Annotated in this window: 15 protein-coding genes and 1 tRNA gene; 13 read left to right on the forward strand and 3 right to left on the reverse strand. The window is 67.7% G+C overall.

The features are described 5' to 3' along the window. Nucleotides 1-14 precede the first annotated feature (14 nt). From CXQ96_RS14395 to CXQ96_RS14420, 6 genes are all read left to right on the forward strand, one after another. On the forward strand, nucleotides 15-1,331 hold the full coding sequence (locus CXQ96_RS14395; protein ID WP_104118712.1) for an acetyl-CoA C-acetyltransferase: 1,317 nt from the start codon (nucleotides 15-17) through the stop codon (nucleotides 1,329-1,331). After that, a complete protein-coding gene (locus tag CXQ96_RS14400) occupies nucleotides 1,331-2,707 on the forward strand; it encodes a 3-oxoacyl-ACP reductase (RefSeq protein ID WP_104118713.1) in 1,377 nt (458 codons plus the stop codon). The genes CXQ96_RS14395 and CXQ96_RS14400 overlap by 1 nt, the downstream gene beginning before the upstream one ends. Continuing rightward, complete coding sequence (locus tag CXQ96_RS14405; RefSeq protein WP_258059138.1) at nucleotides 2,704-3,627, forward strand: MaoC/PaaZ C-terminal domain-containing protein; 924 nt, start codon at nucleotides 2,704-2,706, stop codon at nucleotides 3,625-3,627. Before CXQ96_RS14400 ends, CXQ96_RS14405 begins: the two co-directional genes overlap by 4 nt. Nucleotides 3,628-3,782: 155 nt before the next feature. After that, on the forward strand, nucleotides 3,783-4,769 hold the full coding sequence (locus CXQ96_RS14410; protein WP_258059139.1) for a serine protease: 987 nt from the start codon (nucleotides 3,783-3,785) through the stop codon (nucleotides 4,767-4,769). Nucleotides 4,770-4,947: 178 nt separating this feature from the next. Beyond that, nucleotides 4,948-6,198 (forward strand): kynureninase, encoded by a 1,251-nt coding sequence (locus CXQ96_RS14415; protein ID WP_104118715.1) that lies wholly within the window; start codon nucleotides 4,948-4,950, stop codon nucleotides 6,196-6,198. Between the two features lie 9 nt (nucleotides 6,199-6,207). Beyond that, on the forward strand, nucleotides 6,208-6,957 hold the full coding sequence (locus tag CXQ96_RS14420) for a M50 family metallopeptidase (RefSeq protein WP_104118716.1): 750 nt from the start codon (nucleotides 6,208-6,210) through the stop codon (nucleotides 6,955-6,957). A gap of 25 nt (nucleotides 6,958-6,982) precedes the next feature. Here CXQ96_RS14420 and CXQ96_RS14425 read toward each other — a convergent pair whose 3' ends face one another. Next, nucleotides 6,983-7,267, reverse strand: coding sequence for a hypothetical protein (locus tag CXQ96_RS14425; RefSeq protein ID WP_104118717.1), 285 nt, complete (start codon nucleotides 7,265-7,267; stop codon nucleotides 6,983-6,985). Nucleotides 7,268-7,546: 279 nt separating this feature from the next. Here CXQ96_RS14425 and CXQ96_RS14430 point away from each other — a divergent pair. From CXQ96_RS14430 to CXQ96_RS14445, 4 genes are all read left to right on the forward strand, one after another. Then, a tRNA-Leu gene (locus CXQ96_RS14430) sits at nucleotides 7,547-7,630 on the forward strand. Nucleotides 7,631-8,054: 424 nt separating this feature from the next. After that, complete coding sequence (locus CXQ96_RS14435; RefSeq protein WP_146070903.1) at nucleotides 8,055-8,696, forward strand: hypothetical protein; 642 nt, start codon at nucleotides 8,055-8,057, stop codon at nucleotides 8,694-8,696. A 176-nt stretch (nucleotides 8,697-8,872) separates the two neighbouring features. Next, the gene (locus CXQ96_RS14440) at nucleotides 8,873-10,174 is read left to right on the forward strand and encodes a M20/M25/M40 family metallo-hydrolase (protein WP_104118719.1); all 1,302 of its coding nucleotides are present in this window, start codon (nucleotides 8,873-8,875) and stop codon (nucleotides 10,172-10,174) included. Between the two features lie 26 nt (nucleotides 10,175-10,200). After that, on the forward strand, nucleotides 10,201-11,373 hold the full coding sequence (locus tag CXQ96_RS14445) for an acyl-CoA dehydrogenase family protein (RefSeq protein WP_104118720.1): 1,173 nt from the start codon (nucleotides 10,201-10,203) through the stop codon (nucleotides 11,371-11,373). A 43-nt stretch (nucleotides 11,374-11,416) separates the two neighbouring features. Here the strand turns inward: CXQ96_RS14445 and CXQ96_RS14450 are convergent, their stop codons facing one another. Further along, nucleotides 11,417-11,650 (reverse strand): DUF5703 family protein, encoded by a 234-nt coding sequence (locus tag CXQ96_RS14450; protein ID WP_104118721.1) that lies wholly within the window; start codon nucleotides 11,648-11,650, stop codon nucleotides 11,417-11,419. A gap of 41 nt (nucleotides 11,651-11,691) precedes the next feature. Here CXQ96_RS14450 and CXQ96_RS14455 point away from each other — a divergent pair, with 41 nt between their 5' ends. Continuing rightward, nucleotides 11,692-11,970 carry a hypothetical protein gene (locus CXQ96_RS14455; RefSeq protein WP_104118722.1) on the forward strand — a complete coding sequence of 93 codons (279 nt, stop codon included), beginning with the start codon at nucleotides 11,692-11,694 and terminating at the stop codon, nucleotides 11,968-11,970. Nucleotides 11,971-12,103: 133 nt separating this feature from the next. On the opposite strand, the gene CXQ96_RS14460 is transcribed toward CXQ96_RS14455, so the two are convergent. Further along, entirely contained in the window at nucleotides 12,104-13,039 is a 936-nt protein-coding gene (locus tag CXQ96_RS14460; RefSeq protein WP_104118723.1) for an aldo/keto reductase, read from the reverse strand. Nucleotides 13,040-13,089: 50 nt separating this feature from the next. On the opposite strand from CXQ96_RS14460, the gene CXQ96_RS14465 reads away from it, so the two are divergent. Continuing rightward, nucleotides 13,090-13,914 carry an undecaprenyl-diphosphate phosphatase gene (locus CXQ96_RS14465; protein WP_104118724.1) on the forward strand — a complete coding sequence of 275 codons (825 nt, stop codon included), beginning with the start codon at nucleotides 13,090-13,092 and terminating at the stop codon, nucleotides 13,912-13,914. Between the two features lie 23 nt (nucleotides 13,915-13,937). Next, entirely contained in the window at nucleotides 13,938-15,206 is a 1,269-nt protein-coding gene (gene mshC / locus CXQ96_RS14470) for a cysteine--1-D-myo-inosityl 2-amino-2-deoxy-alpha-D-glucopyranoside ligase (RefSeq protein ID WP_104118725.1), read from the forward strand. Nucleotides 15,207-15,215 lie beyond the last annotated feature (9 nt).

Below are 15,215 nucleotides of genomic sequence, written 5' to 3' on the forward strand. Positions count from 1 at the left end.
CCAGGAGCTACTCCATGGCAGATCAGGCCGGCGCGTCCAACGCGGCCCCGTCACCCCGCACGGCAGTCGTCATCGGCGGCAACCGCATCCCCTTCGCCCGCGCCGGCGGCGCGTACGCCTACTCCTCCAACAAGGACATGCTGATCGCCGCGCTCGACGGCCTCGTCGCGCGCTTCGGTCTTCAGGGCGAGCGCATCGGCGAAGTCGCTGCCGGCGCCGTCCTCAAGCACTCGCGCGACTTCAACCTGACACGCGAAGCGGTCCTGGGATCCGCCCTGTCCGCCGCGACTCCCGCCTACGACCTGCAGCAGGCCTGCGCGACAGGCCTCGAGACCGTGGTGGGGCTGTCGAACAAGATCAGGCTCGGGCAGATCGAGTCCGGCATCGCCGGCGGTGTCGATTCCGCCTCGGATGCGCCGATAGCCGTCAGCGAAGGGCTCCGGCGGGTGTTGCTGGATCTCTCCCGGGCCAGGACCACGCAGCAGAAGATCAAGGCGCTCGGGAAGCTCCGCCCGAAGGACCTCGCACCGAATGCGCCGACGACGGGCGAGCCCCGCACAGGTCTGTCCATGGGCGAGCACCAGGCCCTCACGACGGCGGCGTGGAAGATCAGCCGCGAGGCCCAGGACGAGCTCGCCTACCTCAGCCACCGGAACCTCGCTGCGGCGTACGAGCGAGGCTTCTTCTCCGACCTCATGACGCCCTACCGGGGCCTGACCAGGGATGCCAACCTCCGTGCGGACACCTCGCTGGAGAAGCTGGCGACGCTGAAGCCTGTCTTCGGGAAATCCCTCGACACGACGGCAACGATGACCGCCGGCAACTCGACACCTCTCACCGACGGCGCCGCCGTCGTCCTGCTCGGCAGCGAGGAGTACGCGACCGCCAACAACCTGCCCATGCTCGCGAACATCGTCGACGCGGAAGCCTCGGCGGTCGATTTCGTCCACGGTGAGGAGGGCCTGCTGATGGCGGCCGTGCACGGCATGCCCCGCCTGCTGGCGCGCAACGGCCTGACGTTCGACGATTTCGACTTCTTCGAAATCCACGAGGCGTTCGCCGGGACAGTCCTCAGCGCGCTCGCGGCATGGGAGGACGAGGACTACTGCAAGCGCGTCCTCGGGCTCGACGGCGCACTCGGCAGCATCGACCGCTCCAAGCTCAACGTCAACGGATCGTCCCTGGCTGCAGGCCACCCCTTCGCGGCCACCGGCGGCCGTATCGTCGCCTCTCTCGCCAAGACACTCTCCGAGAAGGGCGGCCGAGGACTCATCTCCATCTGCGCCGCCGGCGGGCAGGGCGTCATCGCGATCCTCGAAGCGAGGAAGTAATGGCCGACAGCTACCTGAACCTCGTCAACACGCCGCTGCCCGCCAAAATCGCGAAGGCTCTCGGCCTTCCACGGCCGTCGGTGCTGCGCCGCTACACGCCGGGCGAAGCACTCGCGGTGAACCCGGTCCTCGTCGCGGGTTCGGGCCCGGGTGCGGATGCGCTCGCCGACGTCCTGCTCGGCTGGGACGTCGAGGTGCGGCGCCACGTCCTGCCGGGGGAGAAGCTGAGCGCTGCCGTCGTCGTGCTCGATCGCGCCGCTTCTCCCGCCGACCTCGCAGCCCCCATGCTCGAACTCGGCCAGGCGGTGAGACTCCTGGTGCCCGGAGGCCGCGTGATGGGCGTCTTCCGGTCGCCGGCCGACACGACCGATCCTGCCGAGGCCGCCGCGCGCCAGGGCGTCGACGGCGCCATCCGGTCGGTGGCCCACGAACTACGGGGTGGAGCCACCGCCAACGGAATCGTTCTGCGCGGCAGCACCACGACGACGGATGCCACAGCCCTCGGAGCGCTCAGGTTCTTCCTGTCGGGAAAGAGTGCCTACGTCGATGGGCAGTTCATCGAGGTGTCGTCCGCTCCCGTTGAGAGCATCAGCGGACTCGCCGCGTCCACCGCAGCGACCGGAGAGGGCGTCGCCGATCAGCCACTCGCCGGCAGGACCGCCGTGGTGACAGGAGCGGCACGCGGTATCGGTGCGAAGATCGCCGAGGTCCTGGCACGGGACGGCGCCCGCGTGGTCGTCGTCGACGTGCCGGCAGCCGGTGAGCAGCTCGCCCAGGTCGCCAACCGCGTGGGCGGAACGGCTCTCCAGGTTGACATCACCACGGCCGATGCCGCGACACGCATCCTCGATCACGTGAGGCAGCGGTACGGCACGCTGGACATCGTGGTGCACAACGCAGGCATCACGAGGGACAAACTGCTCGCCAACATGGACGCGTCCCGGTGGGACTCCGTCATGGCGGTCAACATCGCGTCCCAGTTGAGGATGAACGAGCACTTCCTCGCCTCGCCCGTCTTCTCGGGCACGGGGCGCATCATCAGCCTCGCATCGACGAGCGGCATCGCAGGCAACCGCGGCCAGAGCAACTACGCAGCGTCGAAGGCAGGCGTCATCGGCATGGTCCGCGCGCAGGCCGCCGCTTTCGACGGCGGCGGCCGCACCATCAACGCCGTCGCCCCCGGATTCATCGAGACGGACATGACGGCGAAGATCCCGCCCCTCACGCGCCAGGTGGCACGACGACTGAGCAGCCTCCAGCAGGGCGGCCTTCCGGTCGATGTCGCCGAGACGATAGCGTTCCTCGCCTCGGACTCGGCGGCAGGTATCAACGGGCAGGTCCTGCGCGTGTGCGGGCAGAACCTGGTAGGCGCGTGAACGGGACGGCCGCCGACGACGTGACCCTGCCGGAAGCGCCGGAGCTCCCGACGCTCTATCGCTCGGCGCTGACACTCGCCGTGCAGCGCAGGGCGGGGCGCGGCGACGTCCCGACGCGGCTTCCTGCTGCTCGGCACCGTGTCGACCGTGTCGCGGTCGACCTCGGCGCCCTCACCCGCTTCCAGCAGCTGCTCGGCTCGCCGGTTCGCGATCAGCTGCCGTCGGCCTACATCCACACCATCGCCTTCCCTGTGGCGATGAGCGTCCTCGCCCGGACGGACTTCCCGCTGCCGTTGCTGGGTATGGTGCACCTCAGGAACGAGGTACACCAGGTCAGGCAGGTCGGTTTCCACGAGAAGCTCGACGTCGTCGCCTTCGCCGAGAACCTGCGGGCCCATCCGGCCGGTATGCAGGCGGACCTCGTGACGCAGGTCGACATAGACGGCGAGCAAGTCTGGACAGGCCGCTCCGTCTACCTGGCCCGTGGCGTCCGCATCGGCCCGGCCATGGGGGAGCGGCACGACGAGGACCGACCGCCATTCGTGGCGCCCGCGCCAACGGGCGTCTGGCGGCTCGACAGGGGCGTCGGCCGACGGTACGCGGCGGTATCGGGGGACTGGAATCCCATCCATCTCAGCGGACCGACGGCGAAGGCACTCGGGATGAGAGGCGCCATCGCGCACGGCATGTACCTGGCCGCACGGATGGTGGACCAGGCCGTGCCTGCTCCATCCGGTGCCCTGCAGTGGCGCGTGGATTTCGCGGCACCCGTCCTGCTGCCCGGCACCGTGACGACGTCGTTCACCCGGGTGGCAAGCGGTATCGACAGTGGTGCCGACAGTGGTGCCCGGGTCGACGTCGTCGGCTGGTCCGCGAAGCGGAAGCGGCCCCACTTCACCGGATCGGTCCGCGCGGGATAGTGGCATGGCTTCGATGCCCTGTCCAGAGGCACGCGGATTCTCACAGGAGATTCAGGCGAACTCCCGCATCGCTCTGGGCAGGGCGTTCTTCGGCGGGGCAGACTCCTCTCACCAGCCCACGAAGGCTGGCCCCACTGTATGGAAAGAGGAGTTCCGTGAACTCTCGAGGTCTCAGAGCCGCCATGGCCGCGGCGTCGGCCCTGGTTGCATCAGCGCTGATGGCAGCCGGTCCGGTCCAGGCAGCACCCGTGGCTACGGCCCCTGACACCGCCGCCGTCGGCGCGGTCACCCCTGGCGCCACGGAGTCCTATGCGCAGAACGAGGATCAGGTTGCCCTGGATGCCTATTGGACGGCGGACAGGATGAAGAACGCCAAGCCCGCAAACACGATCAACTCCGGCTGGGCGGCCGAGGGCCGATCGATCATGCCGAAGGCAGGGAAGGAGACGGTCGCGAAGGCACCGAAGGAGCCGGTGGCCCAGCCTGCCGCCACGGCACAGTCTCCGGTATCGCGCATCGGCAAGGTCTTCTTCACCATGGCCGGCCAGAACTACGTGTGCTCGGGTAACTCGGTACAGAGCGGCAACCAGAGCACCGTTGCCACCGCCGGTCACTGCACCCACGATCTCGCCTCGGGGTGGGCCACGAACTTCGTCTTCGTACCCGCCTACAACAACGGTGCGGCGCCCTACGGCAAGTGGTCCGCGCGCTCGCTCCACGCAGCCAGCGAGTGGGTTGCCCGCAACGACATCAACTACGACGGCGCCTTCGCGGTGGTGAACACGCTCAACGGCAGGACGCTTTCCGCGACGGTGGGAGCGTCGAGCATCGGCTTCAACATGGCCCGCAACCTCACCTACAGCGCCTACGGCTACCCTGCAGCCTCGCCGTTCAACGGCGAGCGCCTGTACAGCTGCTTCGGCACGGCATCCGCGGACAGGATCGGCGGCACCCAGTCGCAGGGCATTCCCTGCGACATGACCGGAGGGTCCTCGGGCGGCCCGTGGTTCGTCGGTTCCGGCGCCTCCGGCACGCAGAATTCGGTCAACAGCTTCGGCTACAACGCGCAGAAGAACGTGATGTACGGGCCGTACTTCGGCAGTTCCATTCAGTCGGCGTACTCCACGGCGGCAAGCCGGTAGTCGGAGCCGGTCGTCGGCCGCCGGCCATCCGGGACGGGCAGTCGGGCGGTTCCCTCGCAGGAGCCGCCCGAGTGCTGTCGGCGCTGACCGCGCGCTCCTCGCGCTGTCAGCGGCGGCGCCCTCGAACGGACCACGGGTTCCTGCGCCCCGGCGTGATCCGCAGTCCTAGACTTGACCAATGACCGGCTTCTCCATTGCAGACCGCGCGGCCGAGCTCGACGCCGCAGACTCCCTCGCCCACTACCGCAAGCTCTTCCTGGGGACCGGCGATGATGCCGTGCGATCGTACGTCGACGGCAACTCGCTCGGCCGCCCGCTGGCGGCGACTGTCGAGAACCTCACGGCCTTCGTCGAGGACCAGTGGGGTGGTCGCCTCATCCGTGGGTGGGACGACGGGTGGCTCGACCTCCCGCAGCAGATCGGGGACCAGCTCGGGCGGGTTGCGCTCGGGGCCGCGGCGGGTCAGTGCATCGTGGCGGACTCGACCAGCGTTCTGCTCTACAAGCTCGCGCGCGCAGCCGTAGCGGCGAGGCCCGAGCGCACCGAGATCGTGATCTCCCGCGACGAGTTCCCTACGGACCGATTCATCGTCGAGGGCATTGCGCGGGAGCGCGGTCTGACACTCCGCTGGGTCGAGGTGGCCCGTGACGGCGGTTCTACGCCCGCCGATGTGTCCGCCGTCGTCGGCCCCGACACGGCGCTCGTCCTGCTCAGCCACGTGGCCTACCGGTCCGGGTTCGTCGCCGATGTTCCTGCGATCACGCGGATCGCCCACGACGCCGGCGCCCTCGTACTGTGGGACCTCAGCCACTCCGTCGGGTCCGTTCCCGCGGAGCTGGACGCCTGGGACGTCGACTACGCTGCCGGCTGCAGCTACAAGTACCTGAATGGAGGCCCTGGCGCGCCTGCGTGGGCCTACGTCGCACAGCGGCATCTGGCCACGCTGGACCAGCCGATCCTCGGTTGGCTGGGCAGCGCCGATCCCTTCGCGATGGGCTCCGCCTACCAGCCGGCAGATGGCATCCGCCGGCTGGTCTCCGGCACCCCACCGATCATCGGCATGGTGGCCATGCGCGACATGCTGACGCTGATCGAGGACGTCGGTATGGCGGCAGTGCGCAGCAAGTCCGAAATCCTGACCGCCTTCGCCGTCGAGGCGGTCGACGAGGTGCTGGCGCCCCACGGAGTCGTCCTCGCGTCTCCTCGCGCGGTATCCGAGAGGGGCAGTCACATCACGATCGATCACCCCGCTTTCGTGGGCATGGTGCCTGAACTCTGGAAGGACGGCGTCATCCCCGACTTCCGCAATCCGAACGGGATCCGGCTGGGACTCTCGCCCCTCTCGACGTCGTTCCACGAGGTGGGGCTGGCCATCGAAGCCATACTCGAGCGACTCGTAGCCCTCGAGAGCGACGCGGCAGAACAGTAGGGGCCATCCATGGATGATTGGCTCGGCCAGCTCTGGGAGCGCATCAGCGACGGCTTTGCCAGGGCGTCCCCACCGGAGGTCGGCGTCGTCGGCCTCGTCACCTTGGCGCTGGTGGCCGCGGTGCTGTCCGTGCCGCCCCGATCGTGGCGGATCTTCGGTCTCTTCGTCACCGTGGTGCACGAGCTCGGACATACGGCTGCGGCCCTGCTCACCCTGCAGCGCGTCACCGGGATCACGCTCCGCCTCGACCACTCCGGAACGACCACCAGCAGGGGGCGGCGCGGGTGGCGTTCCGCCTTCACGACGTTCTGGGGCTACCCGGTACCCGCCGTCGTCGGTGCAGCGCTCGTCTGGTGCGCCGCCTACGGCTGGGCATCCGTCGCACTGTCCGTCGGCGCGCTGGTGCTCGTGTCGGCGCTCATCCTGGTCCGCAACGTGCAGGGTGTCCTGATACTGGGCGGCAGCGCCGCCGTGTCGCTGGCGCTCGTGTGGTTCGGCGGCGCGGCATCATCCGGGTACGCCTGCCTCGTTCTCGGAATCGCCCTGCTGGTGGGGTCCTGCCGCGACTGGCTGAAGGTCGTGCGAGTCCATACGGGACGGCGGGATCTTGCATCGTCTGATGCGTACCTTCTCCAGGGATCCACGCGTGTTCCGTCCTTGCTCTGGCTCGGGCTGTTCGCCTTCGTCATCGCGGGTGCGGTGGCCTCGTCCATCAGGCCGCTGGCGCTCATCGCTGCCGGCGCAGGTGCCTCCGGCTGAACTCCGGCGACGCCCGTCGATTTGGTCAGTCGCTGCAATGGCGGGTGTGCCCGGAGCTGTAGGGAGCACCCTGTTGCCGGCACAGGTCGTCGAACAACTCGTTGACCGCCTGCGAGATGCAGTCCCGCTCGTGGTCGGGCAGGTCGATCAGGCCGTGCAGGTAGGCATTGACCTCGTACTCGTCCACGCCGCCACCCATGCTGAAGTAATGGAGCCACACCTCTCCGGTCGGGATGTTGGCGCGCTTCATGGCGTCATAGGTCAGGGCGTACTGTTCCCGGTCGGGATTCGTCTCGCTGGTCTCGCTCACGTCATCCAATCCGTCCGCTCAGCGGCTGCTACGGGTAGTACGAGGCAGCGCTGCAGCCAGCGTAATCAACTCCCCGACTTCCGTCCCCGCGACGGTGTGGGTTGCCAGTTCGTCACGGCTGGCGTAGCCGCGACCCTCCCGGGGCGATCGGGAGCCCCACCTGAGGGCGTCTCGGTCCGTCTCGGCCAGCCGGTGCTTCCGCCGATTCAACAACTCGGGCTTCCTCGTGTTAGAGTCTTTCTCGTTGCTTTCGCCGGTTCAGACCGCGAAAAACCACCCGCGCGGGTGGCGGAATGGCAGACGCGCTAGCTTGAGGTGCTAGTCCTCTTATTGAGGGTGGGGGTTCAAGTCCCCCTCCGCGCACAAAGAAAACCCCGGTTCGCCGGGGTTTTTTTGTGCCCTCGATCCGTGTAGCAGCATGAGCTAAATCACACGTCGTCCAGAGCAATGCGCCCGAGTGGGCCCTCCGTCGCACAGGGAGGACTCCCGACCTGTGTCAGTCGGTGGTGCTACGCACCCAGCCCTGGAGGTGCACGGGTTACCTGGCGCCGTAGTCGGCACGAACCTGGGAATAGTCCCTTCAATATCGGGCACGCGCCGCGGTCTACGGAGCAGCCGGTCCTACGTTTTCCAACGACGTTCCCATAACAGTTCGCACAACGACCTGCTGCGCGGTGTCCGCCACCAGGGGTTCGCGGTACTGTCGGCGATGGGGGATAGAGCAGCAGTGTTCGTGCAGAGCGATCCCTTGCCGCCCTATCCCGTCGCACCGAGGAACCCTACGACCGTGTCCAAGCTGTCAATCGTCATCGCTTCCGCCGCTATCACCGTTCTCCTCACCGCCTGTTCGAGCAGTGCTTCCGATCAGCCCGATGCTGGTTCGGTCGCGGCTGCCCCGACCGGGTCGTCGTCGGTCAGCGCATCCCCGGATCCCTCCCCGACTCTCTCGGCGGCTCCCTCCGCCGATTCTTCCGCTGAACCTTCCCTCGAACCCGGCACTCCGCCGCAGGAAGCATCGCCTGAAGCGGTCCCACCAGCCGTCGAGGCACCTGTCCTCGAGCCTCCTGTCGTCGAGGCAACTCCCACGGCGCCCGAGGCACCTGCTGTCGTCATTGCGACCGATCCCGTCTGGGATGCGGTCCGCGCGACTGTTCGCCAGGGATCCTCGTTCACGATTACCGGCACCGGTTACCAGCCCGGTCAGCAGGTGGTCATCCTCATGGGAATCTCCCAGTCCGACGGGATGGTGATGGATGAGCAGCGTGCCATCACGGACGCGGCGGGCAACTACAGCTTCACCATCTCGGTCGCTCCGGACCTCGCACCGCGCACCTACGCGGTCCTCACGTATGTCGACGACGGCGTCAACGGCGGTCCGCAGTTCGAGGCGTCGAAGCGCTTCGCGTTGATCGACGTCGTCGCAGCCTAGCCAGGGACGCAGCGCCCTTGTCGGTGAGCGGGCCCCCGTGCCCGCCGCGATCGGCGTTGCTGTGGTGCTGCTGCTACCCGTCCACGCTGATGGGCACGCTGCGCTGATGGGCATGCTGCACGGTCCGGTGCGCACTCTCGGTAGGCTGGAGAGCAACTGCTACCCAGGAGGACCACGTGGGCATCTCACCCGAAGATGAAGTTGTCAGGATCTGCCAGGAACTGATCCGCATCGATACCTCGAACTTCGGCGACAACGTGGGCCCGGGGGAGCGGAAAGCTGCCGAGTACACCGCAGGGCTGATCGAGGAAGTGGGGCTGTCCGCACAGCTGTTCGAGGCAGCTCCGGGCCGGAGCTCCGTCGTCGCCCGCATGGAGGGTTCTGATCCTTCCCTCCCGGCACTCGTGGTGCATGGCCACCTCGACGTCGTCCCTGCGCAGAAGCAGGATTGGACGGTCGACCCGTTCGGCGGCGAGGAGAAGGATGGTCTGATCTGGGGCCGCGGGGCCGTGGACATGAAGGACATGGACGCCATGATCCTGTCGGTGCTGCGTTCCATGCAGCGCGACGGCGTCAAACCGAAGCGCGACCTCATCTTCGGATTCTTCGCCGACGAGGAGGCCGGTGGCTCCTACGGCGCCTCCTGGCTCGTCGACAACAGGCCGGAGGTGTTCGAGGGAGCGACCGAGGCCATCTCCGAGGTCGGAGGCTTCTCGGCGACCATCGGGGGGCAGCGGACCTACCTCCTGCAGACGGCGGAGAAGGGCATCTCGTGGCTGCGCCTCGTGGCTCATGGGCGCGCGGGCCATGGCTCGCAGATCAACACCGACAATGCGGTCACTGCGCTCGCGCGTGCGGTGACACGTATCGGGGATTACGCCTGGCCCATCGAACTCACACCGACGACGCGGCAGTTCCTCGACGGCGTCACCGAGCTAACCGGCGTGGAGTTCGACGCGGAGAACCCGGACATCCTCCTCAAGGAGCTCGGTACCGTGGCGCGCTTCGTCGGGGCGACGCTGCAAAACACGGCCAACCCCACTGTCCTCAAGAGCGGCTACAAGCACAACGTCATACCCGGGACCGCGGAAGCGCTCATCGACGTGCGGACGTTGCCCGGCCAGCAGGACCAGGTCCTGGAGATCATCCGGGGCCTCGCCGGCGAGGGCGTCGACGTGACGTACGAACACAAGGACACGTCACTCGAAGTCCCGTTCGCGGGCAATCTGGTGGACTCCATGATCGATGCACTGCACTCGGAGGATCCGGGAGCCAAGGTGCTGCCGTACACACTCTCGGGGGGCACTGACAACAAGTCGCTGAGCCGACTCGGCATCACCGGCTACGGTTTCGCGCCGCTGCAGCTGCCGGACGACCTCGATTTCACCGGCATGTTCCACGGAGTGGACGAGCGGGTGCCCACCGATTCGCTCCGGTTCGGAGCGAGGGTGCTCACCCGCCTGTTGACCAGCTACTGAGCACCTGCTCGAACCCGGGAGGCGGAATGACCACGACGTCGGAGGAAACGACCGGGCAGCTACTGCCCGACGTGATGCTCGAGCGCTTCCGCGGACGGGCAGCGGGCTACGACGCCGCCAACGCCTTCTTCACCGAGGACTTCGAGGAACTCATGCAGGCGGGGTACCTTCGCCTGCTGGTGGAGACGCCACCGGGCGATGCAGGGGGCATGCAGCGTGCAACATGGGCTCAGCGGCGGCTGGCTGCCGCAGCACCGGCAACAGCACTCGGGGTGAACATGCACCTGGTGTGGACCGCCGTAGCGGGTCTGCTCGCCGATCGCGGGGACGCGTCGCTGCACTTCGTCCTCGACGAGGCCGCTCGTGACGAAATCTTTGCGTTCGGTGTCTCCGAGCCGGGCAATGACGCCGTTCTGTTCGATTCGCTGACCCGGGTCGAAAGGCTGCCCGACGGCGGTTACAGCTACACCGGTACCAAGGTCTTCACGAGTCTCTCACCGGTGTGGACCCGTCTCGGGATCTTCGGCAAACTCGAGGGCGTGAACGGCGACGACGACGTCATCCTGCACGCCTTCGTGCCCCGCGGGACTCCTGGCGTCGAGACGCTGGAGGACTGGGATCCGCTCGGTATGCGCGCCACCCGGTCCAACACCACGCGACTGCGCAACGTGCGGGTGACTCCGGACGCAGTGTTCCGGCGACTGCCCGTCGGGCCGAACGCCGACCTGCTGGTGTTCGGGATCTTCGCGGCCTTCGAGACCCTCATCGCCTCCGTCTACCTCGGCATAGCGGACCGGGCCCTCGACCTCGCGGTCCAGGCGGTCGCGCAGCGCCGGAGCCATGTCGCGCAGCGCGTGCTGTCGGACGACCCGGTGCTGAGGAGTCTGCTGGCGGGGGTCGCGATGAAGCGGACGGGCGTGGAGGCGGAGCTACGCGGGGTCGCCGAGGACCTGGACAGCCGGGCCGACGTCGGATCCCAGTGGTTCGCTCGGCTCGTCACCCTCAAGACCCATGCGGTCGAGACGGCAGTCGCGGCGACGTCCGCAGCTCTGCGTGTCGGGGGCGGCTCCGGCTTCGCGGCGTCCTCGGAAGTCGTGCGGTTGCACCGCGACGCACTTGCCGGGCAGTTCCACCCGTCGACCGAGGAGTCAGCGCGCGCGACGGTCGCAACGGCATTGCTCGGACCACCGAGCGTCTGAGGGATACATGTGATCTTCGGGTGCGCGGGGACGGCGTCCCGAACTAGGCGGTGCGTTCGACCCGCAGGACTTTCCGCCTCAGCCAGAACCGCCGGCTGCCGCCCATGTAGATGCAACTGCGCTCGAGTTCCCATTTGCCGTACTCGGCGTGCTCGGTCAGAAGCTTCCGGGCTGCGGGCAACGGCTCGCCGGCGCTGACCGTGAGCACCAGGTACTCGTACTGCCGTGCATAATCGCGCTCCCGGACGGCCGTCGCGTTCAGAAAATGTTCTCGCATATCCCTCCAATTTCGACCACTTTACCGATAACGTCTAGGCCATGAGCATAGATCCGCGTGTCGCGCTCCAGTCACTCGTGACGGCCCTCGAAGAGCACCTTGCGGCCTCTGCGTCCCGGCGGCGTGAGGACGACCCTGCGGTGGAAGCGGCCTACCTCGCGATCGCGGATGCCTTCGAAGCCTACGAGGAAGCCTTGTACGACGCGTTCGGCGAAGTCACGCCGCTCGAGATCTACGAGGAATCGGACGAGGACGACGAGGACGGCGACGAGGACGGCGACTACGCGTCCGACCTCGTGGAGGCCGAAGTCGAGCACTGACGGCTCCCCGAAGCTCCGAGCGACGTGCTTCAGCTCAGTCACCTCGGTCGACGAGACTGAGCCGATCATGCACACGTTCGCTGCCCGGGTCCCGAGCGGACAGGACCCGGCAGGCGGCCAGATAGACCGACGGTCAGTTGACCAGGGCCGAGACCTCGTCGAGAACCTCAGCGATCGGTGCGGCCACGGGTGAGCTGCTGGTCTGCAGGATCTCCTTGAGTTGTTGTGGTGTCCGCGCTCCGACGATTGCCGAGGCAACGCCGGGCCTTGCAAGAAGCCATCGCAGGGCCAGTTCGTGCGGCTGGAGATCCAGGCCCCTCGCGGCCGTGCAGAGCGCCTCCGTGATGCGTTGCGGTTTCCCCGAGAGGTAGGGCTCCACGTAGGGCGCCCACACGTCAGAGGCTCCTCGGGATTCCGAAGGGATCCTGCCGCGGTACTTTCCGGTGAGTACGCCCCGGCCCATCGATCCCCAGGCGAGCACGGCTGCGCCGAAGGCATCTGCCGCTGGGAGGACGTCCCGTTCCGCGGTCCGATTGACCAGGGAGTACTCGACATCATTGACGAGCAGCGGGAACGACGCCGTCGCAGCGGCCCGGGCGAACTCCCAGCCCGAGTAGTTGGAGACGCCCACATAGCGCGCCCGTCCGGTGACGTACGCGGCCTCGAGCGCGCTGATGGTCTCCTGCAGTGGAACAACCGGATCGGGGGAGGGTGCGAGCCAGACGTCGACGTGATCGGTGCCGAGCAGCGTCAGCGAGGCGTCGAGAGAGTCGAGCAGTCCGCGGCGGGAGCCGTCCAGCCGCCCGTTGCCGGCGCGCGTGGTGCCGCCCTGTACCACCAGTACGAGTTCGGAGCGGGCCACGGTGTCGCCGATGAAACCGCCGAGCATCGCCTCGGCCTGGCCCTCGCCGTAGCGCGCTGCGGTCTCGACGAGGGTGCCGCCGGCATCGGTGAACAGGCGCAGCTGTTCACGTGCCGCTTCCTCGTTTACCTCCTGACCCCAGTTCATCGTGCCGAGTCCCAGCGCAGAGACCGTCAGGCCGCTCGCTCCCACGTTTCGCAGTTGCATACCGCCAAGCCTAAAGCCTGTCCTCATCCTCATGGCTTAGGGTCGTAAGCGTGAATTGGATAGAAGCAGTCATCCTGGGGTTCGTACAGGGCCTCACCGAATTCCTACCCATTTCATCAAGCGCCCACCTGCGCATCGTGGGGGAGTTGCTGCCGAACGCGCAGGACCCGGGCGCTGCCTTCACGGCCATCACGCAACTGGGTACGGAGACCGCCGTCGTCGTGTTCTTCTGGCGGGACATCGTGCGGATCGTCAAAGCCTGGTTCGGTGCGCTCCGGGGCAGGGTGCCGCGGAATGATCCGGACGTCCGCATGGGATGGCTCGTCATCATCGGCAGCGTGCCGATCGTCCTGCTAGGGCTCCTGTTCCAGGACCAGATCGAGAGCACCTTCCGGAGCATGTGGATCGTCGCCACCATGCTGATCGTCTTCGGGTTGATCCTCGCTGTCGCGGACCACGTGGGCAAGCAGTCCCGAGACCTCCAGAGCCTGACGTACCGACACGGCATCCTGTACGGACTCGCACAGGCGCTGGCGCTGGTTCCGGGCGTGTCGCGCTCCGGCGGCACGATCACGGCGGGCCTCCTGATGGGGTACACACGCGAGGCGGCCGCCCGGTACTCGTTCCTGCTCGCCATCCCCGCGGTCTTCGGCAGCGGCGTATTCCAGCTCGTCAAGAGCTACGACGAGACCGGACCCTACGCTCTTCCGGAGACCGCGTTGGCGACGGTGGTCGCGTTCGTCGTCGGATTCGCGATCATCGGATGGTTCCTCAAGTTCGTGACCACGCGTGGCTACGGGCTCTTCGTCTGGTACCGCATCCTGCTCGGTCTCGCGCTCTACGTGCTCCTCGGATTCGGCGTCATCAGCGCCTGACGCCGGGCCGTAAGGTAGAAGGTGTGATTGCGTGGAATTCGACTCCTGTCCCAGAACTCGACGGCACCCAGTCGGGCATCAGTTTGTTCGACACGGCCCTCCAGGAGTCGGCCCTCCTCGTCGAGCATCCCGAGCGCAGCCTCTATGTCTGCGGCATCACACCCTACGACGCCACGCACCTCGGTCATGCGTCCACCTACGTCGCTTTCGACCTCCTCAACCGCACCTGGCGCGATGCCGGGTCGAAGGTGTCCTATGTCCAGAACGTGACGGACGTCGATGACCCGCTCCTCGAACGGGCATCGGCCACCGGGGTGGACTGGCGGGATCTCGCGACCGAACAGATCGCGCTGTTCCGCGAGGACATGGAGGCGCTCAACGTCCTGCCTCCGAACCGATACATCGGCGCCGTCGAGGCGATCGACTGGATCGTCCCCGTGGTCGAGCAGCTGGTGGAACGCGGCCTCGCGTACGCCGTTCCGGGCGAGGGAGGCGAGCCCGACGGCGACATCTACTTCTCGCTGGATGCCGCCGCCGCGCTCGCACCCGACGACGACGCCCGCTGGTTCCTGGGGCAGGTGTCGCACCTGGACGGGGACACGATGCTCGCGCTGTCCGCCGAGCGCGGCGGCGACCCGCTCCGGCCGCACAAGCGCACAGCGCTCGATCCCCTGCTGTGGCGTGCCGCGCGTCCGGGTGAGCCGAACTGGCCCGGCGGATCGCTGGGGGCAGGGCGCCCCGGCTGGCACATCGAATGCGCCGTCATCGCCCATCGCTTCCTGCCCGCGCCCTTCACCGTCCAGGGCGGCGGCTCCGACCTTGTCTTCCCGCACCACGAGATGAGTGCTGCCCACGCCTGGGCCGCCGGTGCTCCCCTCGCCGAGCACTACGCACACGCAGGGATGGTGGGGTACGACGGCGAGAAGATGAGCAAGTCCCGGGGCAACCTGGTCCTCGTGTCGAAGCTCCGTCAGGCGGGTGTCGACCCCGCCGCCATCCGGCTCGCCATCCTCGCGCACCACTACCGCTCCGACTGGTCCTGGACGGACGGCGTCCTCGACGAGGCCGTGGCACGGCTGGCGGTCTGGCGCGACGCGGCACGGCATGCAGGTCCGCAGGACGTGACCACTGTGCGGGAGGGCGTCCGCCGGCATATGGCGCAGGACCTCGATGCTCCGTCCGCCCTGAACTTCATCGATGCCTGGGCGGGCTCGCTGCGACGGGATGCGGCCGCTACGGATGGGCGCGGTCTGGCGGACGTCGTCGACGCGCTGCTCGGAGTCAGGCTCTAGCCGCACCGT

The organism is Arthrobacter sp. B1805 (assembly GCF_002929745.1).
Taxonomy (GTDB): domain Bacteria; phylum Actinomycetota; class Actinomycetes; order Actinomycetales; family Micrococcaceae; genus Arthrobacter_D.